Origin of the sequence: Gordonia alkanivorans NBRC 16433 (genome assembly GCF_000225505.1) — a bacterium.
Lineage (GTDB): Bacteria > Actinomycetota > Actinomycetes > Mycobacteriales > Mycobacteriaceae > Gordonia > Gordonia alkanivorans.
Genome location: NZ_BACI01000050.1, coordinates 243,641 through 262,662 on the forward strand (window position 1 = coordinate 243,641; position 19,022 = coordinate 262,662).

Genomic DNA, 19,022 nt, shown 5'->3' on the forward strand with positions numbered 1-19,022 from the left:
CGGTCACCCCTTCTCGGCGTCGAGGGCTGTCGCGAGCGCGTCGATCTGTGCGCGCTGCCAGACGAGGTAGTCGGTGACGCCGTCCGGGAGGGTCTCGGTGAACTCGACCACGGGCACCTTCGCGGACTTCGCGACGTCGAGCATCGCCTGGGTCACCGGGTCGACGGCCTGGACGTTGTAGATCAGGACGGCGGCGCCGCGGGAGGCGAGCAGATCCTGCATGGCCGCGCGGTCCGCGGCGGACGGCGACTGGCCCTCCTCGACGGCCTGGGTGAACCCGGCCGGAGCCGCGTCGATCAGGCCGGCCTCGGTGAGCAGGTACCCCGCGAGCGGTTCGGTCTGGGCCACCTTCGTGCCGTCGTGCGCCTTGCGGATGCTGGCGACCTCGGCTCGCAGTTCGTCGATGCCGGTGGTGAAGGTCTCGGCGTTCGCGCGGTAGGTCCCCGCGTTCTCCGGGTCCTGCTCGGCGAGGGCGTCGGCGACCTTGTCGGCGACCTCCGCGACGACGGGCAGGTCGTAGAAGACGTGCTCGTTCTCGTCGCCGTGGTCGTGATCGGCGTGATCCGCGTGGTCGTCTGCGCTCTGTCCGTCGGCATCGTGATCGTGCGCGTCATGGTCGTCGCTGCGGGTGAGGGCGTAGGCGTCGACGACGGTCGCGCCCGAGGACTTCGCGGCCTGCTCCATGTAGGCGTCGTAGTGGCCGCCGTTCATGACGAGGATGTCGGCGTCGGCGATCGTCGCGGTGTCGGCGGCGGACGGCTCGAACTCGTGGGGGTCGCCCTCGGTGCTGGTGTAGACGGAGGCGACGGTCGCCTTGTCGCCGGCGACGGCCGAGGCGACCGCGCCCCAGACGTTGGTCGACGTGACCACGGTCGGGGTGCCGTCACCGTTTCCGGAGTCGCTCGAGCAGCCGGCCAGCACCAGCGCGGCGGCGGACAGGACTCCGGCCGCGGCGAGAAGCGTTTTCCTCATGACACCCTTTACGCAAATGACAATCGTTACCGAAAACAGTGTAGGGGATGGCCGGGCCCGACGCGAAGCCGCGGGAGAACTGCGGTGTGCGCTGGTCGACGCGGAGGGCGCGCGCCACCGTCTGCGCCATTTCTCTAAGGTGGAGACCATGACCTCCAGCCCGTTGCCGCGGCGTGTTGCGCTGATCTCCGTGCACACCTCGCCGTTGGCGCAGCCGGGTACCGGCGACGCGGGCGGGATGAACGTCTACGTCTGGCAGACGGCGATCCGGCTGGCCCGACGCGGCATCGAGGTCGAGATCTTCACCCGGGCGACCTCGTCGTCCGACGCGCCGTCGGTCGCGGCCGCGCCGGGGGTCACCGTCCGCCACGTGATCGCCGGGCCTTTCGAGGGTCTCGACAAGCGAGACCTCCCCGCCCAGCTCTGCGCGTTCACCGCGGGAGTGCTGCGCGCCGAGGCGGCGCAGGCGCCGGGCCACTACGACGTGATCCACTCGCACTACTGGTTGTCGGGGCAGGTCGGCTGGCTGGCGCGCGACCGCTGGGGCGTGCCGCTGGTGCACACCGCCCACACTCTCGCCGCGGTCAAGAACGCCGCCCTCGCAGAGGGTGACACCGCCGAGCCGCAACTGCGCGTCATCGGCGAGCAGCAGGTGGTGGGCGAGGCCGACCGGCTGGTCGCGAACACCGAAACCGAAGCGGCAGAACTTCTCTCGATGTACGACGCGGACGCCGACCGCATCGACGTGGTCACGCCGGGCGCCGACCTCGAGTGCTACACGCCCGGCTCGTCGGCCGAGGCCAGGTCGGTCCTCGGCCTCGATCCCGACGAGACGATCGTGACGTTCGTGGGACGGATCCAGCCGCTCAAGGCTCCCGATCTCCTGGTCGCCGCGATCGCGCCGCTGATCAAAGAAGTCGGGTCCGGGCGGAAGCTGCGACTCCTGATCGTCGGCGGGCCGTCGGGTTCCGGACTGCAACGCCCCACCGCGCTCATGGATCAGGTAGCCGAACTGGGGATCTCCGAGTCCGTCACCTTCCTCCCGCCGCAGCCGTCGGATCGGCTCGTCCAGGTGTACCGCGCGTCGGACCTGGTCGCGGTGCCCAGTCATTCCGAGAGTTTCGGTCTCGTGGCCATCGAGGCGCAGGCCTGCGGGACGCCGGTCATCGCCGCCGATGTCGGTGGTCTCGGCGTCGCCGTCGACGACGGACGCACCGGTGTGCTGGTCAATGGTCATGTGCCCGGCGACTGGACGAATGCACTGGAAAAGCTTCTGGCGCAACCCGATCGGCTGGCCGAACTCGGCCGCAACGCCCGACGCCACGCCGAGAAGTTCTCCTGGGAGCACACGGTGGACCAGCTGATCGAGAGCTACCGCTGGGCGATGGAGTCCTTCGCCGCTCAGACCGATGCCGCCCACCGAGACGCCGAGCAGGCGGCGGCACAGACACCGGGCGGCCCCGCCCGGGCTCGCCGGCGCTGGCGTCGGCGGCGCAATCGGGTGACCGTCTGAGGGTCTCGCAGTACCCGTTCCCCACCGAGAGGATGTCGTGAGTCGCACCGAGGTCGTCGACCTGCTCGAGAAGACACTGACCGAGAACGAGATCGCCTACTCGCGTAAGAGCGGTGGTGGAGCCGACGTCGACCACGTCATCCTGGAACTCCCGGGCGAGCAGAAGCTCAAGACGACGGTCCTGCTCACCGCCAGCGAACACGGGGTCAGGGTCGAGGCCTTCGTGTGCCGCCGACCCGACGAGAACCACGCGGGCGTCTACAAATACCTGCTCAAGCGGAACCGTCGGCTGTTCGGCGTCGCCTACACCATCGACAACACCGGCGACATCTACCTCGTCGGCCGGATCTCGGCCGACGCACTCGGCTCCGACGAACTCGACCGCGTCCTCGGGCAGGTACTGGAGGCCGCCGACGGCGACTTCAACACCCTGCTCGAACTCGGCTTCCTCTCCTCGATCCAGCGCGAGTGGGCCTGGCGCGTGTCGCGCGGTGAATCCCTGCGGAACCTCCTGGCCTTCGAGCACCTCATCGACAAGGAGGCGCTGCCCGAGGCCGGCGCCCCGCTCGAAGGACGTTACGTCCCAGGCGAGTCCGTCGTCGAGGGCGCACAGACCTCCAGCGACGAGCCTGCGTCCGACGACTGAGAAACGCTCCCGACCAACCGCCCTGGGCAGCTGCTCGCAGACATATATCGTCGGTGGCCGCGATCTGGGGTCGATTCGAGGGGCGGTTCTTGTAGGTGGTGTCCCACCGGGCCGGGGGAGTTTGATTGGATGGAGAGGTCCAGGTCACACCGCGGCAACGATTGTTGATACGGTGTGCGGGCAGAACCGACCCATCACCGGAGGTGCCATGAGCTTCACCAGTCCTTTCCCCGACGTCGAGATCCCCGATGTGAGTGTCTTCGACTACCTGTTCGGGTCGGTCGCCGACGAGGACCGCGAACGGATCGCCCTGGTGGACCCGAAGTCGGGTTCGACGACCACTTACGGCCAGCTGATCGGCCAGATCGAGGCCGCGGCCGGCGCCTTGGCGTCGCGGGGGATCGGGGTCGGGGACGTGGTGGGCATCCTCTCGCCGAACATCCCGGCGTTCGCGACCGTGTTCCATGGCATCCTGCGCGCGGGCGCGACGGCGACGACGATCAATGCGCTGTTCACCGCGACTGAGATCGCCAAGCAACTCCGGGATTCCGGCGCCAAGATGCTGGTCACCATCTCGCCGATGTTCGAGCAGGCCAAGGCGGCCGCCGACGAGGTGGGGCTGGCCGCGGAGAGCCTCATCGTCCTCGACGGTGAGGGGCAGGACGCCTCGGGTCACCCGAACGCGGTGGATCTGCTGGGTCCGAACCTGCCCGCGCCGGACGTCTCCTTCGACCCCGCCACCCATGTGGCGGTGTTGCCCTACAGCTCGGGAACGACCGGGAACCCCAAGGGTGTTGCGCTGTCTCACCGCAACCTGGTCGCCAACGTCGCCCAGCTGAAGCCGTTGCAGGGCATGACCGCCGACGATGTGGTGATCGCGGTGCTGCCGTTCTTCCACATCTACGGAATGACGGTGCTGCTCAACGCGGCTCTCGCGGCTCGCGGTTCGCTGGTCATCATGCCGCGATTCGACCTGGTGGAGTTCTTGGAGAACATCCAGAACCACAAGGTGACGATGGCCTACATCGCGCCGCCGGTCGCGGTGGCGCTCGCGAAGCACCCGATCGTGGACAACTACGACCTGTCTTCGCTGCACACGATGATGTCGGGGGCGGCCCCGCTCGACGACGAGCTGGGTCAGGCCGTGGCCAAGCGTTTGGACCTGCACATGTTGCAGGGCTACGGCATGAGCGAGCTGTCCCCGGTCTCGCACATCATCCCCTTCGACACCCAGGCCACGCTGGGGCGTGAGGATCCGCCGCTGTCGTCGACGGGCTGGCCGGTGCCGAACACGGTGAACAAGGTCGTCGATCCCGCCACCGGTGAGGACATCCCTCTTCCGCAGGAAGGGCTCTCGGAGCCGGGTGAGCTGTGGGTGAAGGGGCCGAACGTGATGCTCGGTTACCTCAACAACGAGCAGGCCACCGCCGACACCATCGATGCCGACGGTTTTCTGCACACCGGTGACATGGCGCAGGTCGATCCGACGGGGTGTGTCTACATCGTCGATCGGCTCAAGGAGCTCATCAAGTACAAGGGCTACCAGGTGCCGCCGGCGGAGTTGGAGGCCCTGCTGCTGACCCATGACAAGATCGCGGACTCGGCGGTCATCGGTGTGATCGATGCGGAGTCGGGGGAGGAGATCCCGAAGGCGTTCGTGGTCCGGCAGCCCGAGGCGGAGCTGACCGCTGACGAGGTGATGGAGTTCGTGGCGTCGAAGGTGGCCCCGCACAAGAAGGTTCGTGCGGTGGAGTTCATCGAGGCGATCCCGAAGTCGGCGTCGGGCAAGATCCTCCGCAAGGACCTGCGCAAGTAGGTCCGGGCGCAGGACAAGGACCCGTCCGAGCTGCCGATTTGGTGCAGGACGCACCCCGCGGATAGTGTTGCTCCTTGCAACGCGGGGTGGAGCAGCTCGGTAGCTCGCTGGGCTCATAACCCAGAGGTCGCAGGTTCAAATCCTGTCCCCGCTACCAGATACGACCCCCGACCAGGTGATCACCTGGTCGGGGGTCGCTTCATTTCCGGGCTCTCCTCGAGGCCGTCAATTCATCTGATGCGGCGGCACCTCGTCGTAGCTGATCGCATGGTCACCGGATCGTCGGTGCCACCAGTACGTCACCGCCCACAGGAGCACGCCGAGGAGCAGGAGCCAGCCGGCGATCACATACTGCTCGGGATCGCGGCCGGTGATCGGCAGGGTAAGATACCCGCACGTGACGGCGCCGAGCACGGCGACGGGTGTGGAGGTGCGGAAGTGCTTGTGCTCCACCGTGTCCCGACGTAGCACGAGCACCGATATGTTGACGATGGTGAACACCGCGAGCAGCAGGAGTGCGGTGGTGCCGCCGAGGAGCCCGACGATGGAACTCTTCGGGTCGGAGCTCACGTAGGTGAGCAGCAACAGGGCGATGACCGTGGTGAAGATGACGGCCGCGAACGGGGTCCGGCGCCCCGGGTGGACGTACGACAGGAACTTGGGCAGCACACCGCGTTTGGCCATGCCGTAGAGCAGGCGGCTCGCCATCATCATGTTGATCAGGGCGGTGTTGGCGACCGCGAACATCGAGATCCACGGCAGCAGATCCGAGATCGGGAAGTCCGGCGCCGCGGCCTGGACGACGTCGACGAGCGGGGTCTCGCTCTCGGCCAGTACGCCCACCGGCACGATCGCCACGGCGCAGATCGCGATCAGGACGTAGACGGCGGCGGTGATGCCGAGGCCGCTCAGCATGACCTTCGGGAAGATGCGGGTCGGCTCCTTGCACTCCTCGGCCATGTTGACCGAGTCCTCGAAGCCGACGAGCGCGAAGAAGGCCAGCGAGGTGGCCGCGGTGACGGCGATGAAGACGTTCTTGTCGTCGGGACTCTCGAACGCCACCACCGCATCCCAGTGCTCGGCGTTGCCGCCGGCGATGAACCAGTAACCGATGAACAGCACGAGCAGCAGACCGGTCAGCTCCACGAGGGTCAGGACGACGTTGGTGCCGACGCCCTCGGCGACGCCGCGGAAGTTGATGAACATGACGAGCAGCAGGAAACCGACGGCCACTGCGTAGAGGGCGGGATTCGTGGCGTCGGGGGACTCGCCGCCGAACGCGGTCAGCATGTTCACCGCGAATGCGCGGGAGGCCGTCGTCGCCGACGTGATGCCCGAACACATCACCGTGAACAGCACGATGAAGGTGATGAAGTGGATGCCGAAGGCCTTGTGCACGTAGAGCGCTGCCCCGGCGGCCTGCGGATACTTCGTCACCAGTTCGAGGTAGGAGAACGCGGTGAGCGTCGCGACGGCGAAGGCGATGAGGAACGGCAGCCACGCCGCGCCCCCGACCTCGCCCGCCACCTGACCGGTCAGCGCGTATACGCCGGTGCCGAGGATGTCGCCGATGATGAACAGGAGCAGCAGCTTCCAGCCCAGTACGCGTTTGAGCTCGGGCTGCTGTTCCGCATTCTTGCCGGTCTCGCCGGCGTTTGTGCTGGCTGTCATGCGACAACGCTAGACCTCGGACGTGCGGGTCGCCGCGCGAATCGCGACGCCGGACACCAAATGGCCGGGCGGTGGGAAGAGGGCGCAGCGCGTCTGTGCGAAACTATCGCCCATGAGCAACGGCACCCTGATCCTGATGCGTCACGGCGAGAGCGAATGGAATGCGTCCAACCAGTTCACCGGATGGGTGGACGTGGCACTCACGGACAAGGGCAAGGCCGAGGCCGTACGGGCCGGTGAGCTGCTCGTCGAGCACGATCTGCTGCCCGACGTCCTGTACACCTCGCTGCTGCGACGCGCCATCTCGACGGCGCAGATCGCTCTCGACACCGCCGACCGCCACTGGATCCCGGTGGTCCGCGATTGGCGTCTGAACGAGCGTCACTACGGTGCGCTCCAGGGCCTCGACAAGGCCGACACCCTGGAGAAGTACGGCCAGGAGCAGTTCATGCTGTGGCGTCGCAGCTACGACACCCCGCCGCCGGCCATCGAGCCCGACGCCGAGTACAGCCAGGTCGGCGACCCGCGCTACGCCGACCTCGACGAGGTGCCGCTGACCGAGTGCCTCAAGGACGTCGTGGCGCGGATGATCCCGTACTTCACCGAGACGATCGCCGCCGACATCCAGGCAGGCAAGACCGTGCTCGTCGCCGCCCACGGCAACTCGCTCCGGGCGCTCGTCAAGTACCTCGACGGCATCTCCGACGAGGACATCGCGGGTCTGAACATCCCCACCGGCAACCCGCTGCGGTACGACCTCGACGAGAACCTCAAGCCTCTGAACCCGGGCGGCACCTACCTCGACCCCGAGGCGGCCGCGGCCGGCGCGGCCGCGGTGGCGGCCCAGGGCCAGAAGTAGCCTCTCCGACACGCCTTCGCCGCCCGCAGACGCCGGGCGGTGAGCGCGTAACATAATCGTCATAGCTTCTTGGGTGTGACGCGCGCTACATTAGACGCTATGGCGGATGTGGGCACCCTGCGGATCGATCATTCACCTGCTCGGGAACGGTATGAGGCGATGCTCGCCTCCGATTCCTTCGGCGAGGACGAGGTGGTCGGGTACCTCGACTATGTCTCCGAGCCGTATCAGGTCGTGCTCACGCACACAGTGATCCGCGAGCAATACAGCGGGCACGGCTATGCGGGACAACTGGTTCGGTTCGTCCTCGAGGACATCCGGGCGAGTGGCAAGCAGGTCGTGCCGGTCTGCTCGTATGTACAGCGTTTCATCCAGCTCCATCCGGAGTTCGCCGACATGGCGGTGCCGGTCCCCCAGTGATCCGCGCCGCCGGCGTGGGCTCCACCCGCCGACGGTCCGACCCGGCGGCCGCAAGGCCTTCGGCGAACGGCACGTGAACAGCTGCCCAACAGCTGCGACACGTGTGCAACTCGCGTTGGTTCCGCCGTAAGCTGGGCCTGTGACCGCCGCAATCTCAGCCGCGACGATCGCGTTCGTACTCGCGCTCATCCTCGGAGTCATCCTGGGTCGCTGTCTCGGCGCCTCCCGGTGGCCCCGACGCTTCTCGCTCGGCTCCTTGTTCGGCCGGGGTAGCACGTCCATGCAATCCGACGCCTCCGGCGCCGCGGCCCTGCCCGTCCCGGCCACCGACCGCGCGCAGGTCCCGAGGGCTGTGCCCGCCTCGGCCGAGATCCGCGATTCCGATGTCGCGTCGACGACCGCCGACGGCCGGATGACCAAGGCCGGCCTGCTGAGCATGGTCGTTCGCAACTCGTCGACCGCCGTTGCGGTGGTCGACGAGTTCCGCGACGTCGTGATGTTCAATCACCGGGCTGTCGAACTGGGGATCGTCCGCGACATGTTGCTCGCCGACCCCGTCTGGGATGCCGTCAAGGACGTCCTCGACACCGGCGTCGAGCAGAACTTCGAGTTCAGTCCACCCACCTCGACCCTCGGCTTCGTCTCCACCGGCCGCACCCCGCGGCCGACCGTCGAACATGTGCGCTGCCTGGCCAAGGTGGTGGCGCAGGACGACGAGCGGTACGCCGTGGTCTACGGCCTCGACGACACCGAACACAAGCGTCTCGAGGCCACCCGCCGCGACTTCGTGGCGAACGTGTCGCACGAACTCAAGACACCGGTCGGCGCGATCGGGCTGCTCGCCGAGGCTCTCCTGGAATCGTCCGACGACGTCGAATCGGTCCAGCACTTCGGCCAGCGGGTTGTGGGGGAGACCAAACGTATGGGCAGGCTGGTGAGTGAGCTGCTCGCGCTGTCGCGCCTGCAGGACGGCGACACCCCCGAGTTCACCCCGATCGACGTCGACGAACTGGTCGACGACGCCCTCGCCGCGGCGACGCTCACCGCCGAGGCGGCGTCGATCGAACTGCGTTCCGACGATCCGCTGGGCGCGACGATCCGCGGCGACCGGCTGCTGCTGTTGACTGCCCTGAACAACCTCATCTCGAACGCCATCGCCTACTCGCCCGCCGACACCGTCGTCTCGATCAGCCGACGCATCATCCGGATCGACGGCCGTCCCATGGTGGCGATCGCCGTCACCGACCGCGGTATCGGCATCGCCCGCGCCGACCAGCAGCGTGTCTTCGAGCGCTTCTTCCGGGTCGACCAGGCGAGGTCGCGGATGACCGGTGGCACCGGTCTGGGCCTGGCGATCGTCAAACACGTGGCCGCCAACCACGGCGGCACGATCAATCTGTGGAGCGAACCCGGTACGGGCTCCACCTTCACTTTGTGTATCCCCGAGGACCTGTCCGACGTGGGCTGGTCCGCTGACGACAAGGAATCCGAGAGTTGACCCACGTGCTGATCGTCGAGGACGAGGAATCGCTGGCCGATCCGCTGGCCTTTCTGCTGCGCAAGGAGGGGTTCGAGGCCAGCATCGTCAACGACGGTGCCCAGGCGTTGCCCGCCTTCGACCGCGTCAGCCCCGACATCGTCCTTCTCGATCTGATGCTCCCCGGGATGTCGGGGACGGAGATCTGCAAGGCCCTGCGTGCCCGGTCGAACGTGCCGGTGATCATGGTGACTGCCCGGGACACCGAGATCGACAAGGTCGTCGGACTGGAGCTGGGCGCCGACGACTACGTGACCAAGCCGTATTCGGCGCGGGAGCTCATCGCCCGCATCCGGGCGGTCCTGCGCCGCGGGGCGGACGCCGGCGACGACGACCTCGATCTCGGTGTCGTCGAGGCGGGCCCGGTCCGGATGGACGTGGAACGACACACCGTGGCGGTCAACGGCGAGCCGATCACGTTGCCGCTCAAGGAGTTCGATCTTCTCGAGTATCTCCTGCGCAATGCCGGCCGCGTGCTGACCCGCGGGCAGCTGATCGACCGGGTCTGGGGAGCGGACTACGTCGGCGACACCAAGACCCTCGACGTGCACGTCAAACGCCTGCGCTCCAAGATCGAGCCGGACCCGGCCAGCCCCAAACACCTCATCACGGTCCGCGGTCTCGGGTACAAGATCGAGGCCTGAAACGGGTGCGCGGTCTCCCGCGCACCCGGCTCACTCCGGCGGCTGCAGCTCGTATTTGACGTCGGTCTCGCGGCGTGCGGTTGCGGCGGTGGTCGCCGGGTGAACGGCGATGAGCCCCAGACCCTTACGGCGCCGGCAGGCGGCCGCGAGTGCCTCGTAGGCGGGGGCGCCGAGGAGCTCGGTCAGCTCGGGCGCATAGGACTCCCACACCTGCTTCGCGCCGACGTGGGCGTCGGGTGAACCCGAGCAGTACCACTTGAGGTCGTGGCCGCCCTCGCCCCATCCGCGACGGTCGAACTCGGTGATCGTGGTCTGCAGGATCTGGGTGCCGTCGGGCCGTTCCACCCAGTCCTGCTCACGGCGCACCGGCAGCTGCCAGCACACGTCGGGCTTGACGGTCAGCGGTTCGAGTCCCTTGCGCAGGGCCATCGAATGCAGTGCGCATCCGACGCCGCCCTCGAAGCCCGGACGATTCAGAAAGATGCACGCGCCCTTGTGGAGTCGCGTCTTGAGCGCCGGCTCGTCGTCGAGGTCGCCCTCCTCGAGATACCCCTTGGGGCCGAGCGGGTTCTTGCCCGAGCCCTTCTTGTAGAACTGCCAGTCCTCCGGGGTGAGCATGGAGACGCCGTGGGCGAGACGTTCCCGATCGTCGGAGTCGGACAGGTAGGCGCCGTGGCTGCAGCAGCCGTCGGTCTCGCGTCCGGGCAGGATGCCCTGGCAGGCCGGGGTGCCGAAGACGCACGTCCAGTGCGACAGCAGCCAGGTGAGGTCAGCTCTGATGAAGTGTTCGGGATCGGCCGGATCGACGAATTCGTACCATTCACGCGGAAAGTCGAGTTCGACCTCCGGGGCGGGCGTGATTCGTGGCGCGGACGGCGAGAGTGCGGTCACGACCACAACGGTAGCCGGGATCGTGCCGACACGGAGCCTGCACTACCGTTGACGCGTGCGCTTAGGAGTTCTGGACGTGGGCAGCAACACTGTTCACCTCCTGGTGGTCGACGCCCATCGCGGTGGCCACCCGACGCCCATGAGTTCGACCAAGGCCGTTCTGCGCCTCGCCGAACAGATCGACGCCGACGGGCGGATGAGCGACAAGGCGGTGTCCAAGCTGATCGACTCCGTCACGGAGTTCACCCACATCGCCGGCACCTCCGGATGCGAGCAGATGATGGCTTTCGCAACGTCGGCGGTCCGCGACGCCACCAACTCCGACGATCTGCTCGACGAGGTCGAGCAGCGCACCGGGGTGCGTATCACGGTCCTGTCCGGGCGCGACGAGGCGCGGCTCACCTCACTCGCCGTCCGACGCTGGCGCGGGTGGAGCGCGGGACGCATCCTCGCCCTCGACATCGGCGGCGGTTCGCTGGAGATGTCCAACGGCGTCGACGAGGAACCCGACGTCGCGCTGTCGCTGCCGCTCGGCGCCGGACGACTCACCCGCGACTGGTTGCCCGACGACCCGCCGGACCGGCGTCGGATCGGTGTGCTGCGGGACTGGCTCGACGCGGAACTGCGCGCCCCCGCCAGGGAGCTCCTCGCGCCCGGCGCACCCGACCTGTGTGTCGGCACCTCGAAGACCTTCCGCAGCCTCGCCCGCCTGACCGGCGCGGCACCGTCGAGCGCGGGCCCCCGTGTCCGGCGCGAGCTGACGACGAGCGGACTCCGTCAGCTCATCTCCTTCATCTCCCGCATGACCCGCTCCGACCGCGCCGAACTGGAAGGCGTCAGCGCCGATCGTGCCGGTCAGCTGGTCGCCGGCGCGCTCGTGGCGGAGGCGGCTATGCGGGCCCTCCAAGTCGATACACTGGAAATCTGTCCGTGGGCTCTGCGGGAGGGTGTTATCTTGCGTCGACTCGATGCGGAACCAGCCGACTCGTTCGAGCCCTCACAGACGACTGGCGCCCGGGGCGGCGTCGGCTGATCCGGTCTGCGACGCCCACGGGCGCGCGGGATGGGGGAGACGGTCGACGGTGCGTCCACGAGCGCCGAGAGGTACCCAAGCGGATGCGCTCGACCGGCATCCGGTGACGTTCGAGGACGGAGAGCCACTTCATGTCGAAGGATTCGGAACCCGAATCTCGACCCATTTCGGTATCGGAACTACTCGCCCGGTCGCAGGCGGCCGGCGGCACGACGCCCACGCGGCGTGACGGTCGCGGGCGGCGACGCGCAGGTCGCGACGGCTCGGTCTCGGTGTCCGAACTGACCGGCGAGATCCCGAAGATCACCGACGCGCCCGCCACGCAGGCCGACGAGAAACCCGCTTCTGCGGACGAGAACGCGTCCGCGCAGACCGAACCCGCAGTGGTGGAGGCGTCCGAGGTCGAAGCGCCCCAGGCGAAGACCGCCGAGGTCGAGCAGCCGGAGGCCGAGCCGGCCGAGACCGCATCGACCCCGGAACCGTCCGCATCGGAACCTTCCGCACCCGAATCGTCGGCGAGGACCGAGAGCCCGAGCGGTCCGTTCCCGCGGTCGGGGAACCCCGTCGCGCGTCGCGCCGCCGACGACCGCCCGGTCGCCGACCGGTCCCGCCCGGACCGGCCGTTCGCATCGTCCGGTCGCAACGCCAGCGGTATGCCCGGTTACGGCGAGGCACCGCCGGCCACCCGTGACTTCAGCTCGGATTCCGTCGCCCGGCGCATGAGCCCGCCGCGCGACTCGGAACCCGTCGACGAGGAGTCGGCGAACGCGGTCACCGGCATCATCCCGGTCGTGGAAGGTTCCGACGAGGGTCTCGTCGTCGTCGAATCCGACGATGTGGTGACCTATGACCTCAACGAGGTCGACTCGGGTTCCGATCCGCGCGAGCGGGCCGACGGCGGGTTCTCCGACGTCATGGACTTCGATGCCTACCGCAACTTCGCCGACGTGGAGGGCGACACCGACACCGGTGCCCGGCCGGCGGCCGGTACGAGTGGGCCGAAGAAGGGCGCCAAGGCGCTCGGCGGGCTCGCACGCAAGCTGTTCAGCCGCAAAGCGGCCGGCGCCGCCGCGGGAACAGCCGCTTCGGTCGCCGCCTCGACGCCCGGCACGGTCTCCGCGACGTCGTCCGCGCCGGGTGGTCGCGCACGAGCTGCCGCAGCACGGGCACGTGACGACGAGAACCCGACCGAGATCATCGAGCCGATCGCGTCCCCGGGGGACGCCGCCCACGACGAGGCGGCAGCGGGGGACACCCGCGTCGAGGAGACCCGGCCCGCAGAGACCGACGAGACAGAGGCATGGCAGGCGTCGGCCCAGTGGTACGACACCGAGGCATGGTCGGCGCCGGTCGTCGACGAGGAGGACGACCAGCCTCGCGAGACTCCCGAGCCGGCCGCGGAACCCGAGCCCGTCGACAAGCCCGACACCGCCCGCCTCGCGGAGACCGCCGACCTCGACGAGACCCCCGGCGGTGTCGCCGACGGGCCGGCGGAGGACACCGCCACCATCGCCGGTACGACGCCGCCTGAGCTGGAGGAGGCCGCGAAGCCCGCGGTCAGCGTCGGTGAGGCCGACGAAGCCGAGACCGACGAAGCCGAGACCAGGGAAGCCGAGACCAGGGAAGCCGAGACCAGGGAAGCCGACACCGAGGACGAGAGGTCACCGGCCGCCGCGTGGCTCCTGATCTTCGGTCAGGCGGTCGTAGGTCTGGTCGTCGGTATCGGTCTGTTCTGGGGCTTCACCGAACTGTGGCGCTGGAACCCGTACTTCGCGCTGGTCCTCGCGGTCCTGGTGATCTTCGGGATCGTCACGCTGTCGCACGTGGTGCGGCGCACCAAGGACCTGACCACGACGCTGCTCGCGTTGGGGGTCGGCCTGCTGGTGACCATCGGTCCACTGGTACTCCTGGCCACGTGACGACGCCCGGGACGCCTCCGCTCCCCAGACCGGAGATACCCATCGGTCTGTCGACCGCCTCGGTCTATCCGCAGAACACCGAGGCGGCCTTCGCCTACGCCGCGGACCTCGGCTACGACGGTGTCGAGCTGATGGTCTGGGGCGACCCGGTCAGCCAGGACATCCGACGCGTGGGATACCTGTCGGACCACTACCAGGTGCCGGTGCTGTCCATCCATGCCCCGTGCCTGTTGATCACCCAGCGGGTGTGGGGCCGCGACCCGGTCGTGAAGCTCGCACGATCGGTGCAGGCGGCCGAGGACCTCGGCGCGTCGACCGTCGTGGTGCACCCACCGTTCCGCTGGCAGCGCGGCTACGTGTCGGCCTTCGACGACCTCGTCGGCGAGCTCGAGGACGACAGCGGCGTCGCCATCGCCGTGGAGAACATGTTCCCGATGCGGGCGGACCGCTTCTTCGGCTCGCGCGAGCCATCCGTACGCCGCCTCCAGAAACGTGGCGGTGGGCCCGGTCTCGCCGCCTCGGCGTTCGGCAAGTCGATCGACCCCACCGACGACGGGTACTCGAACTACACGCTCGACCTGTCGCACACCGCGACGGCCGGTGTAGACGCCCTCGACCTGCTCGATCGCATGGGACCGAACCTCAACCATCTGCATCTCGCGGACGGTCACGGCGCCGCCACCGACGAACACCTCATCCCCGGTGACGGCGGACAACCGTGCGCCGAGGTGTGTCGTCGAATCGCGGAGAGCGACTTCGCCGGTGCGGTCGTGCTGGAGGTCACCACGGGCAGCGCACGCACCAAGCCCGAACGCAGTGCACTGCTCGCGCGTTCGCTAGATTTTGCGCGGCAGCATCTCAAACGGGAGCTGCACCCCGAGAGCGCCGGCCGGCTCGACACCTGACCCCGGAGATCGTCGCGTCCCGGTCTTCCGCCGGCGTCGGGGTCGGCACGACGAAAGCGGGACGATGACCAGCAAGATCACCGAGGTACTGGCGCTGACCGAGGTGGAGCGCGGTGGTCCCGACTCCATCACCTTGCGAGCGCACATCGACGAGACCTTCACCATCGGACCCAAGGTGCACGGCGGAAGCCTGCAGATGGTGGTGGCGAAGGCGGCGCGCACCGCACTGACCGCCCTCACCCCGGCCCCGGGACCGGACGGCGACACGAAGGACGGCGACACGAAGGCCGCCGACGCGGCGGCCGCGATGATCCCGGTCGCCATCGCCAGCGACTACCTCACCGCACCCGACGCCGCCGACGTCGACCTCGCGATCTCCGTGCGCAAACGCGGCCGGACCGTCACGGTCCTCCAGGTCGACGCGGTCCAGCAGGGTCGCACGGTCGTGTCCTCGTCGGTGACGATGGCCCGCCCCGACTCCGGGACCCCGCATCACTCCGGCCCCAACGTGCTCGACGGCACGCCCGCCGAACCCCCGTCGACCGGGATCTCGCTGGACGGTTCGCCGATCGCCGAGATCAACCATCTCGGTGCGGCGGTCGACCTGGTCCTCGACGCCGAGACGTTCCCGATGGTCCGCGGCGAGACCGGTGAGCCGCTCGTGCGCGGGTGGATTCGTCCGAAGGGCCTCGATCCCGACGAGTACTTCGCGGTCCTGGTGTGCGACATCTCGCCGCCGGTGGTCTTCAACCTCGCGATGTTCGGCTGGGCGCCGACCGTGCAGCTGACCACCTACGTGCGTCGGCATCCCGCGCCGGGATGGCTGCGGTTCGCCGCGACGAGTACCGAGGTCGGGCCCGGAATGTTCGAAGAGGATCATCTCGTGGTGGACTCGACCGGGACAGTTGTCGCCCAGTCGCGTCAGCTGGCACTCATTCCCGCAGGAAGGTAGACATTCGTGACCGAACGCATCGCCATCATCGGTGGAGGCAAGATCGGGGAGGCGCTCCTGGCCGGCCTGATCGGCGCCGGAACCCCGACGAAGGATCTCGTCGTCGCGGAGAAGCTCGAATCCCGCGCGTCCGAGATCGCCGACGAATACGGGGTCCTGGTGACCGACGTGAAGACGGCCGCCGAATCCGCGCAGTACGTATTCCTCGCCGTCAAGCCGGATGCCGTCGACTCGGTGCTGCGGGAGCTGGCCTCGGCCGAGGACAACGCGCAGACCGAGCGCGTGACCGTGACCCTCGTCGCCGGCATCCCGCTGGCCCGCTACGAGAGTGCGCTACAGGCGGGTTCGCCGGTCATCCGCGTCATGCCGAACACGCCGATGCTGGTCAACGAGGCGATGTCCGCGGTCTCAGCCGGACGCTACGTCGGCGATGAGCAGTTGCGCGCCGTCGTCAACATCCTCAAGACCGTCGGCCGGGTGGCCGTGGTGCCCGAGAAGCAGATGGACGCGGTCACCGCCGTGTCCGGGTCCGGTCCCGCCTACGTCTTCCTGCTCGCCGAGGCGATGATCGACGCCGGCGTCGGTCTGGGTCTGACCCGCGCACAGGCGTCGGAGATGACGATCCAGACCATCCGTGGCGCCGGGGTCCTGCTGAGTGATTCCGGGATGTCACCGGTCGATCTGCGGGCCGCGGTGACCTCACCGGGCGGCACGACCGCGGAGGCGATCCGGGAATTCGAGGCGAACGGCCTGCGGCACGCCGTCTACCAGGCCACACGCGCCTGTGCGGCCGCCAGCGCCCGCGGCGGACGTCGAGTGGAAGTCGAGGGTTTGGCGGCGGGACACGCGGTGTCCGGCACCCCATGAGTTGTGGTCGACAGGCCGCTAAACCCCAGCATGTTGGGGTCGAGTCCCAGGAATCTCAGAAATCACGGTCCCTCACGTCGCTTTTTTCACATCTGCCACGCTAAGCTGCTTTAAGCACGTGCGTGTCTGATGTCCGCAGGAGGGGAAGCCTGCGGCCGCGACGCGTGCACCGGAGGTATGAGTGATCAATGGCACCTGCAGACACTCCTGGTGACAGGGCGGCCTCGGTGAGCAACGCGACCTCTGCGTCGCAGTTCCTCACCGTCGCCGAAGTTGCGTCGCTGATGCGCGTTTCGAAGATGACCGTTTACCGTCTCGTCCACAACGGCGAACTGCCCGCGGTTCGGGTCGGACGCTCGTTCCGTGTGCACGCGAAAGCGGTGCACGACTACCTGGAGACGTCGTACTTCGACGCCGGCTAGGTTCGGTCTCGGCTGACGCGCCGATCAGCAGTTCTACCCAGCACTCCCGAGGGTGGCCGCACGGCCGCCCCGGGAGTGCTGTGTCTGGTGCGGGTGTCCACCCGGGCCGGCAGACCGTCCCGGTGGTCATTTCGGCCACCGCGATTTCCCGATCCGATACACCGCCCGGTAGGCTCAGTGGTCGCGTACCTGGATGTACCGGTGAGCTCCTCGAGCCGGGTAGTCGACGCCAGTCGACGACCACTGACGAAGCCGATCGAGTGCAGGCCAGGGTCGGTCAAGTACATCAGTGTCAATCGTGAGGAAGCGCCCCCATGGGTTCAGTGATCAAGAAGCGCCGCAAGCGCATGTCGAAGAAGAAGCACCGCAAGCTGCTGCGTCGAACCCGGGTGCAGCGCCGCAAACTCGGCAAATAAGCACTCTCATGGCACCAGGACCCGCCTCGGCGGGTCCTTTTGCTGTTTGAAGGACCCGATCCGGGGCCCTCGACGGGCTGAAACGGGCCGATGACGTTAGCCTCGACGCCATGGCCGAATCCTCCGCAGTGCTGCCCCGGGTCGTCCTGGTGACCGGGGCGTCGACTTTTCTCGGCGGGTACCTTGTCGCAAGGCTCGCGGCCAATCCGCAGATCGAACGTGTGCTGGCCGTGGACTCCCGGGTGCCGCGCAAGGACCTCCTGCGCCGGATGGGGCGTGCAGAGTTCCTGCGTCTGGACATCCGGCGACCCACCATCGCAAAGGCGCTGGTGTCGTACGAGGTCGACACGGTGGTCCACGCCGCGACGTCGATCGCCGACACCGCCCCGCACTCGGCGGCCATCAAGGAGTTCAACGTCGTCGGCGCGATGCAGGTCTGTGCGGCCTGCCAGCGGACGCCGTCGGTGAAGCGGCTCGTACTTCGGTCGACCGGGATGGTCTACGGCTCCAGTGCACACGACCCGTCGCACTTCTCCGAGGAGACCCGCGCACGCCGCGAGCCCAAGCGGGGTTACGGCCGCGACCTCCTCGACGTCGAGGGCTACGTCCGCGGACTCGGACGCCGCCGCCCGGACATCGACATCACGATCGTGCGCCCACAGGCGATGCTCGGACCGCGGATCACCACGCGCATGGGTTCGTACCTGTCGGCGCCGGTCGTCCCGACGGTCATCGGATACCAGCCGCGCCTGCAGTTCCTCCACGAGGAGGACGCACTCGCGGCGATGGAGCACGTGACCCTCGCCGGCAAGCCCGGCACGTTCAACCTCTCCGGTGAGGGTGTGGTGACGTTGTCGCAGGCCATCCGGCGGGTCGGGCACGTCGAACTGCCGGTGCCGAGTGGTCTCCTCGCGCCGATCGCCGGAGTGTTCCAGGACCTGCGCTCGGCGAAGCTCCGTTCCTCGCAGACCGAGTTCCTCACCTACGGCAGGGTGCTGGACACCACCAGGATGCGCACCGAGTTGGGTTTCGTGCCGCGGTACACGACCATGGAAACCCTGGATGACTTCGTGAAACGCAGCGGCGTGACGCCGGTGATCGGGACCGACGTCTGGCGGGCTCTGGAGCAGCGTGTCGTCTCGGCCGCACATCAACTCCAGTGAGTTGTGGATGAGATTGGTGCGAGGTGTGGCCGTCGACGTGCGCAACGTCGGTGCAACCTCTAGACTTGGTCGCCAGACCCACATCGCGCGCGGGGGAATCACTCCACCGCGGGCGACGGGTGAGACTTCGGGAACATGCTGACGATCACACGGGGAGATCGCGGGTCGTTCCCGGGTTCTCGTTTCATGTCATCGACGACGCAGCGTTACGTCTGCCGGCCTGGGGGGATGGCTTGTGACGGAACGACGGCCAGTAGTTCAGGCACCCCGGTTCAGACGTCGAGCGGGGGGTTCACCGACACGGACGATCCACGGGACAAGAACAAGGGGTGAGCGCCTTGCCAGGTAGCGGAGCGACGGATGCACGTACCGCCAA

The 19,022-nt window shown here is 68.1% G+C and carries 18 protein-coding genes and 1 tRNA gene; 16 read left to right on the top strand and 3 right to left on the bottom strand.

Annotated elements, in window-relative coordinates; all coding sequences use genetic code 11:
* Nucleotides 1-3 precede the first annotated feature (3 nt).
* A complete protein-coding gene (locus GOALK_RS09120; RefSeq protein WP_006358516.1) occupies nt 4-972 on the bottom strand; it encodes a metal ABC transporter solute-binding protein, Zn/Mn family in 969 nt (322 codons plus the stop codon).
* 148 nt (nt 973-1,120) lie between these two features.
* Between GOALK_RS09120 and mshA the strand changes: the two genes are divergently transcribed.
* The 4 genes from mshA to GOALK_RS09140 all read left to right on the top strand — a co-directional run bounded on the left by mshA (nt 1,121) and on the right by GOALK_RS09140 (nt 5,104).
* Complete coding sequence (mshA, locus tag GOALK_RS09125; protein WP_035752079.1) at nt 1,121-2,485, top strand: D-inositol-3-phosphate glycosyltransferase; 1,365 nt, start codon at nt 1,121-1,123, stop codon at nt 2,483-2,485.
* A 37-nt stretch (nt 2,486-2,522) separates the two neighbouring features.
* Nucleotides 2,523-3,131, top strand: a complete 609-nt coding sequence (locus tag GOALK_RS09130; RefSeq protein ID WP_006358518.1) for a type III secretion system chaperone family protein — start codon at nt 2,523-2,525, stop codon at nt 3,129-3,131.
* Nucleotides 3,132-3,339: 208 nt separating this feature from the next.
* Nucleotides 3,340-4,947 (top strand): 4-coumarate--CoA ligase family protein, encoded by a 1,608-nt coding sequence (locus GOALK_RS09135; protein ID WP_006358519.1) that lies wholly within the window; start codon nt 3,340-3,342, stop codon nt 4,945-4,947.
* 80 nt (nt 4,948-5,027) lie between these two features.
* A tRNA-Met gene (locus GOALK_RS09140) sits at nt 5,028-5,104 on the top strand.
* 68 nt (nt 5,105-5,172) lie between these two features.
* On the opposite strand, the gene GOALK_RS09145 is transcribed toward GOALK_RS09140, so the two are convergent.
* Nucleotides 5,173-6,618 (bottom strand): APC family permease, encoded by a 1,446-nt coding sequence (locus GOALK_RS09145; protein WP_006358520.1) that lies wholly within the window; start codon nt 6,616-6,618, stop codon nt 5,173-5,175.
* A gap of 112 nt (nt 6,619-6,730) precedes the next feature.
* On the opposite strand from GOALK_RS09145, the gene GOALK_RS09150 reads away from it, so the two are divergent.
* From GOALK_RS09150 to GOALK_RS09165, 4 genes are all read left to right on the top strand, one after another.
* Complete coding sequence (locus tag GOALK_RS09150) at nt 6,731-7,477, top strand: phosphoglyceromutase (RefSeq protein ID WP_006358521.1); 747 nt, start codon at nt 6,731-6,733, stop codon at nt 7,475-7,477.
* A 99-nt stretch (nt 7,478-7,576) separates the two neighbouring features.
* Nucleotides 7,577-7,897 (top strand): GNAT family N-acetyltransferase, encoded by a 321-nt coding sequence (locus GOALK_RS09155; protein WP_006358522.1) that lies wholly within the window; start codon nt 7,577-7,579, stop codon nt 7,895-7,897.
* Nucleotides 7,898-8,036: 139 nt separating this feature from the next.
* The gene (locus GOALK_RS09160) at nt 8,037-9,395 is read left to right on the top strand and encodes a sensor histidine kinase (protein WP_006358523.1); all 1,359 of its coding nucleotides are present in this window, start codon (nt 8,037-8,039) and stop codon (nt 9,393-9,395) included.
* Nucleotides 9,392-10,078 carry a winged helix-turn-helix domain-containing protein gene (locus GOALK_RS09165; RefSeq protein ID WP_006358524.1) on the top strand — a complete coding sequence of 229 codons (687 nt, stop codon included), beginning with the start codon at nt 9,392-9,394 and terminating at the stop codon, nt 10,076-10,078. The genes GOALK_RS09160 and GOALK_RS09165 overlap by 4 nt, the downstream gene beginning before the upstream one ends.
* Before the next feature lie 30 nt (nt 10,079-10,108).
* Here the strand turns inward: GOALK_RS09165 and GOALK_RS09170 are convergent, their stop codons facing one another.
* Nucleotides 10,109-10,969 (bottom strand): DUF3109 family protein, encoded by an 861-nt coding sequence (locus GOALK_RS09170; RefSeq protein ID WP_035752078.1) that lies wholly within the window; start codon nt 10,967-10,969, stop codon nt 10,109-10,111.
* Between the two features lie 55 nt (nt 10,970-11,024).
* Here GOALK_RS09170 and GOALK_RS09175 point away from each other — a divergent pair, with 55 nt between their 5' ends.
* The 8 genes from GOALK_RS09175 (at nt 11,025) to GOALK_RS09205 (ending at nt 18,646) form a co-directional block, all read left to right on the top strand.
* Nucleotides 11,025-12,002: a Ppx/GppA family phosphatase gene (locus tag GOALK_RS09175; RefSeq protein ID WP_187346464.1), complete on the top strand. Its 978-nt coding sequence runs from the start codon at nt 11,025-11,027 to the stop codon at nt 12,000-12,002.
* Between the two features lie 131 nt (nt 12,003-12,133).
* Nucleotides 12,134-13,921 carry an Rv0497 family membrane protein gene (locus GOALK_RS09180; RefSeq protein ID WP_006358527.1) on the top strand — a complete coding sequence of 596 codons (1,788 nt, stop codon included), beginning with the start codon at nt 12,134-12,136 and terminating at the stop codon, nt 13,919-13,921.
* Nucleotides 13,918-14,826, top strand: coding sequence for a sugar phosphate isomerase/epimerase family protein (locus GOALK_RS09185; RefSeq protein WP_006358528.1), 909 nt, complete (start codon nt 13,918-13,920; stop codon nt 14,824-14,826). The genes GOALK_RS09180 and GOALK_RS09185 overlap by 4 nt, the downstream gene beginning before the upstream one ends.
* 64 nt (nt 14,827-14,890) lie before the next feature.
* Entirely contained in the window at nt 14,891-15,778 is an 888-nt protein-coding gene (locus tag GOALK_RS09190; RefSeq protein WP_006358529.1) for a thioesterase family protein, read from the top strand.
* A 6-nt stretch (nt 15,779-15,784) separates the two neighbouring features.
* Nucleotides 15,785-16,645: a pyrroline-5-carboxylate reductase gene (gene proC, locus GOALK_RS09195; RefSeq protein ID WP_006358530.1), complete on the top strand. Its 861-nt coding sequence runs from the start codon at nt 15,785-15,787 to the stop codon at nt 16,643-16,645.
* Nucleotides 16,646-16,833: 188 nt separating this feature from the next.
* Nucleotides 16,834-17,067, top strand: coding sequence for a helix-turn-helix domain-containing protein (locus GOALK_RS09200; RefSeq protein WP_006358531.1), 234 nt, complete (start codon nt 16,834-16,836; stop codon nt 17,065-17,067).
* A gap of 314 nt (nt 17,068-17,381) precedes the next feature.
* A complete protein-coding gene (locus GOALK_RS23415) occupies nt 17,382-17,483 on the top strand; it encodes a 30S ribosomal protein bS22 (protein WP_003402602.1) in 102 nt (33 codons plus the stop codon).
* A 110-nt stretch (nt 17,484-17,593) separates the two neighbouring features.
* Nucleotides 17,594-18,646 (top strand): NAD-dependent epimerase/dehydratase family protein, encoded by a 1,053-nt coding sequence (locus GOALK_RS09205; RefSeq protein ID WP_006358532.1) that lies wholly within the window; start codon nt 17,594-17,596, stop codon nt 18,644-18,646.
* Nucleotides 18,647-19,022 lie beyond the last annotated feature (376 nt).

Excerpts from the sequence above, each read along its gene's own strand:
- GOALK_RS09135 (WP_006358519.1), top strand. The coding sequence starts at position 3,340 with ATGAGCTTCACCAGTCCTTTCCCCGACGTCGAGATCCCCGATGTGAGT.
- GOALK_RS09190 (WP_006358529.1), top strand. The coding sequence starts at position 14,891 with ATGACCAGCAAGATCACCGAGGTACTGGCGCTGACCGAGGTGGAGCGC.
- GOALK_RS09120 (WP_006358516.1), bottom strand. The coding sequence starts at position 972 with ATGAGGAAAACGCTTCTCGCCGCGGCCGGAGTCCTGTCCGCCGCCGCG.
- GOALK_RS09145 (WP_006358520.1), bottom strand. The coding sequence starts at position 6,618 with ATGACAGCCAGCACAAACGCCGGCGAGACCGGCAAGAATGCGGAACAG.
- GOALK_RS09150 (WP_006358521.1), top strand. The coding sequence starts at position 6,731 with ATGAGCAACGGCACCCTGATCCTGATGCGTCACGGCGAGAGCGAATGG.
- GOALK_RS23415 (WP_003402602.1), top strand. The coding sequence starts at position 17,382 with ATGGGTTCAGTGATCAAGAAGCGCCGCAAGCGCATGTCGAAGAAGAAG.
- GOALK_RS09180 (WP_006358527.1), top strand. The coding sequence starts at position 12,134 with ATGTCGAAGGATTCGGAACCCGAATCTCGACCCATTTCGGTATCGGAA.
- GOALK_RS09205 (WP_006358532.1), top strand. The coding sequence starts at position 17,594 with ATGGCCGAATCCTCCGCAGTGCTGCCCCGGGTCGTCCTGGTGACCGGG.
- GOALK_RS09200 (WP_006358531.1), top strand. The coding sequence starts at position 16,834 with ATGGCACCTGCAGACACTCCTGGTGACAGGGCGGCCTCGGTGAGCAAC.
- mshA (WP_035752079.1), top strand. The coding sequence starts at position 1,121 with ATGACCTCCAGCCCGTTGCCGCGGCGTGTTGCGCTGATCTCCGTGCAC.
- GOALK_RS09155 (WP_006358522.1), top strand. The coding sequence starts at position 7,577 with ATGGCGGATGTGGGCACCCTGCGGATCGATCATTCACCTGCTCGGGAA.